Source organism: Moorena sp. SIO1F2 (genome assembly GCF_010672755.1).
Classification (GTDB): Bacteria; Cyanobacteriota; Cyanobacteriia; order Cyanobacteriales; family Coleofasciculaceae; genus Moorena.
Genome location: NZ_JAAHFV010000453.1, coordinates 1 through 4,580, shown reverse-complemented (window position 1 = coordinate 4,580; position 4,580 = coordinate 1). Strand labels below are relative to the sequence as shown.

4 protein-coding genes are annotated in these 4,580 nt (G+C 45.8%); all 4 read left to right on the top strand.

Annotated elements, in window-relative coordinates:
* Positions 1–73 precede the first annotated feature (73 nt).
* On the top strand, positions 74–268 hold the full coding sequence (locus tag F6J94_RS30700; protein ID WP_293021567.1) for a hypothetical protein: 195 nt from the start codon (positions 74–76) through the stop codon (positions 266–268).
* Between the two features lie 189 nt (positions 269–457).
* Positions 458–1,666, top strand: a complete 1,209-nt coding sequence (gene dxr, locus F6J94_RS30695) for a 1-deoxy-D-xylulose-5-phosphate reductoisomerase (RefSeq protein WP_293047202.1) — start codon at positions 458–460, stop codon at positions 1,664–1,666.
* Between the two features lie 792 nt (positions 1,667–2,458).
* Positions 2,459–4,045, top strand: coding sequence for a glucose-6-phosphate isomerase (locus F6J94_RS30690; protein WP_293047199.1), 1,587 nt, complete (start codon positions 2,459–2,461; stop codon positions 4,043–4,045).
* A gap of 256 nt (positions 4,046–4,301) precedes the next feature.
* Positions 4,302–4,580: thiamine pyrophosphate-binding protein (locus tag F6J94_RS30685; protein WP_293047197.1), on the top strand; the 279-nt coding region annotated here is incomplete at its 3' end.

Sequence of the window (4,580 nt, the reverse complement as noted above, 5' to 3'; positions counted from 1 at the left end):
TTGTACCTCATAAGTATGAGGAACGCTATATTCTATATATATACATATATAGAATATAGCGTTCCTCATACTTATGAGGTACAGTCAATTTTCTCCCGCCCTTATTAAGGGGGGCAAGGGGGGATTATTACTCCCTACTCCCTACTCCCTACTCTCTACTCCCTATTCCCTAAAACCCAGGACTTTGTACCTCACCCAATTGAAAACTACTATATATACATGTTGGCCATATCATGCCGCATTAATCCGGTCTACGTTGTGTGATTGACTACATAAGACTTGCTGATCACTGACAATAGGGGTAAAACTTAATCAAAACGCATATTCACTAAGGTTTGTTGCCAAATTGGCAGTACGATCATAAAAATTTACCAATCGTTTTAATTGGTTTGAGTTACTTATAGGCTCCCCATTGCCCCGGTATGATAGGGGAGTTGTTGGTAATTCTAAAAAAATTGTGAAAAAAATTACACTCTTAGGTTCCACTGGCTCAATCGGTACCCAAACTCTCGATATTGTTAATCAATACCCCGAGCAATTCCAGTTAGTGGGATTGGCAGCTGGGCGCAATGTGGAAATGTTAGCCACTCAAATTAGGCAATTTCGACCGATAATTGCCGCAATTCGTGATCAAGAGAAATTGCCAGAACTCAAAGCAGCAATTGCTGACCTTGACCCCCAACCTATTCTTTTAGGGGGCGAAGCTGGAGTGGTAGAAGTGGCACGCTATGGTGATGCCGAAGCTGTAGTTACTGGCATTGTCGGCTGTGCGGGTTTGTTGCCTACTATTGCTGCTATTGAAGCGGGTAAAGACATTGCTTTAGCGAATAAAGAAACTCTAATTGCAGGTGGTCCAGTGGTACTACCCTTAGTGGAAAAGCATGGTATTAAGCTGCTACCAGCTGACTCAGAACATTCGGCAATTTTTCAGTGTCTTCAGGGAGTGCCAGCAGGGGGATTGCGGCGGATTATCCTAACTGCATCTGGGGGGGCTTTCCGAGATTGGTCCGTAGACAAGTTAGCTTCAGTGAAGGTGGCTGATGCCCTGAAGCATCCCAACTGGTCAATGGGTCGTAAAATTACTGTAGACTCTGCCACCCTGATGAATAAGGGATTGGAAGTGATTGAGGCTCACTTCCTGTTTGGCATGGATTATGACCACATCGACATTGTGATCCATCCCCAGAGTATTATTCACTCCCTGATTGAACTACAAGATACTTCAGTATTAGCTCAGTTAGGTTGGCCAGATATGCGCTTGCCTTTACTCTATTCCCTTTCATGGCCGGAGCGGATCTATACCGATTGGGAACCACTAGATTTGGTGAAAGCTGGTAATTTGACTTTTAGGGAACCGGATCATCAGAAATATCCCTGTATGAACATCGCTGATGCGGCTGGTCGGGCTGGTGGGTCGATGCCAGCGGTATTGAATGCAGCGAATGAGCAGGCAGTTGCCCTATTCCTAGAGGAGAAAATTGGTTATTTGGATATTGCTCGTTGTATTGAATCTGTATGCGATCGCCACCAAGCTGATAACTGTTCCAATCCTTCTTTAGACGATATCTTGGCAGCAGATCGATGGGCAAGACAGGAAGTTTTAGCTGCTAGTAAGTTGCTCCGGGATTCGATCATTTTCCCACAGCCTGTCCCTTCAACAAGTTGATTAGGTTCAAGACCTGCTCAAAAATCTAAAAAACGTTTTGGGAACAGTCGCGCATAGCCCCGACGCCAAGGGCTAGCTAAGTCGGGGTAGTTTACTAGGGGACGCGCAAGTCGAAAGCCCCGCGTTTTTAAACCGGGGATGAAGACACGAGCGCGACTTTAGTCGCCGAGTTGACAATACTTTAGCGCTATAGTATAATTCAAGCATAGGGTACAGGCTGAAAAACCGTTCGCGTAGCGTCGCCTTTGGCGATGGCTGAGCCGGGAGAGAGACCCGTAACTTATTGACCTTAAAGTAGTAATGCCCGGAGGGTAGGGAAAGTCCTCCTTAAAAACCCAACCATCAACTAAAAATTGGTGTGTGAACCCAGCAAGATAACACTTTGAAAAAAAATGGTACGGCGGGGTTAGAAGTTACCGTAAGAAGAGTGGAGCCTTTATAGTTAGTCGGCTATGATTAAAAAGTTTTAACCTTTTTGATTAAGGCTCCACTCTTCTAAGGTTTCGTCTCCGGCACGCCGAAACCAAGTGAAACAGGGAAGCAACGGACTTTATAAGGCACTTCTCAAAAAGTAACTAAACGCCTAAGGAGACCAGCCCGCTGGGTATGCACGTAAACTGAACTAGAATCTTGGTCTTGACGGGATATTGGTTTAGGTATTGCCGCAAGGATACGGAGGTTCAAGGCCGGTCGTAGATCTAGGAATCCCCGCGTCTTTAGACCGGGGAGTGTCAAGCTATGTGCTTGCCTTAAACTTGTGAGTGGACAATAAAAGAAGTTGGAGAGCTACTTATGGACGCCGCTGCACTCTGGCAACGCTATCAGGATTGGCTTTATTACCACGAAGGATTAGAGATTTACCTCGATATCAGCCGTATGGGGTTTGATGATGCCTTTGTGGAGGCGATGCTGCCTAAGTTTGAAAAGGCATTTAAGGATATGGATGCCTTAGTCAACGGTGCGATCGCAAACCCTGATGAAAACCGCATGGTCGGTCACTACTGGCTAAGAGACCCGGACTTAGCCCCAACTCCAGAACTCCAACAAGACATTGTCAACACTCTCGAAAAGATTGAAACCTTTACCCAAAATGTCCACACGGGTGCCATCCATCCCCCTAGGGCACCAAAATTTACTGATGTTCTTTCCATTGGTATTGGGGGTTCTGCCCTTGGTCCTGAGTTTGTCGCTGAAGCCCTTGCGCTAGACTCTCCTCCTTTAGCTATTCACTTTATTGACAATACTGACCCAGCTGGCATTGATACTGTCCTGACCCGACTCCAAGACCGATTGTCTAGCACTCTGGTATTAGTCATCTCCAAATCTGGGGGAACACCAGAAACTCGTAACGGCATGGTGGAAGTTAAAACAGCCTACGAGTCTCAGAATCTAGACTTTGCTGCCCAGGCTGTTGCCATTACGGGTGTTGGCAGCAAACTAGATCAATTGGCAAAATCCGAAGGTTGGCTAGCCACCTTTCCCATGTACGATTGGGTAGGAGGACGTACCTCTGAAATGTCCGCCGTGGGACTACTTCCAGCGTCACTACAAGGGATTGATATCCGTCAGATGCTGGCTGGTGCTAAAGATATGGATAGCGCGACCGGTAGCAGCCAGCTCAAAAGCAATCCAGCCGCCTTACTTGCCCTATGCTGGTACTTTGCTGGCAATGGTAAGGGGGAGAAAGATATGGTCATGTTGCCTTACAAAGACAGTCTATTGCTATTCTCCCGCTACTTACAGCAGCTGGTAATGGAATCTCTAGGTAAGGAAAAAGACCTAGAGGGCAATACGGTTTATCAGGGCATTGCAGTTTATGGTAACAAAGGCTCAACGGATCAACATGCCTACGTACAGCAACTTCGGGAAGGTGTTCCCAATTTCTTTGTCACGTTCATTGAAGTCTTAGAAGACCGACAAGGCAAGTCTCCAGAAGTAGAACCTGGTGTAACTGCGGGAGACTATCTATCAGGTTTATTACAAGGCACTCGCCAGGCGTTGTATGACAATCAACGGGATTCCATTACCGTAAGCATTCCTCAGGTCAATCCTAGAACGGTGGGGGCATTAATTGCCCTGTATGAACGTGCTGTTGGTCTTTATGCATCCTTGGTGAATATCAATGCCTATCACCAACCTGGGGTAGAAGCGGGGAAAAAAGCCGCTGCTGCAATTCTAGATTTACAGAAAAAGGTTATGGAGGTACTACACCAGGAAAGTGCTGCCATATCTGTTTCGGAGTTAGCTGAGAAAGCGGGAGCCCCTGACCAAATTGAAGGGATTTACAAATTGCTGCGTCATCTGGCTTATAACCAGCGGGGTATTGTCTTAGAAGGGAATCTGGGGCAACCAAGTACTCTAAAAGTTTCTGCTGTATAAGCTAAGACACATTTCACCTTTTTTGTTGACGGTTGACTGTTAATCCTTGACAACTAACCGTCAACTTAAAGGCTAGTTAACAAAAAAGACGTTAGGCTTCCTAGTCAACTCAAGAAACTTGCTAGAATAGAAATCATAAAAGGTTATATCATATCTTAAATGTAACGTTTTTTACACCCAAAAATGTAACGTTTTTTAAAATTTTGGTTACAATGCTGGCCATAAAGGTAGCTTAATTAAAGAGGTCAGAGGTGCAATGGCTCAGTCTGATGTAGTAACTGTCGGTCAATACCTTACTCAACGCCTGCAAGCCGCTGGTGTCAAGCATATTTTTGGCGTAGTGGGAGATTACGTCCTGGGTCTGATGGATGTCTTGCTAGACAGTTCTGTAGAGTTAATCTACACCTGTAACGAACTCAATGCCGGATATGCAGCTGATGCCTATGCTCGCCTTAATGGTGTTGGTGGGTTGTGCGTTACCTATAATGTTGGTGGACTTAGTCTAGTGAATGCGGTGGCGGGTGCCTACGCTGAA

Coding starts and splice junctions, on each gene's coding strand:
- F6J94_RS30700 (WP_293021567.1), top strand. CDS start 74: ATGAGGTACAGTCAATTTTCTCCCGCCCTTATTAAGGGGGGCAAGGGG.
- F6J94_RS30690 (WP_293047199.1), top strand. CDS start 2,459: ATGGACGCCGCTGCACTCTGGCAACGCTATCAGGATTGGCTTTATTAC.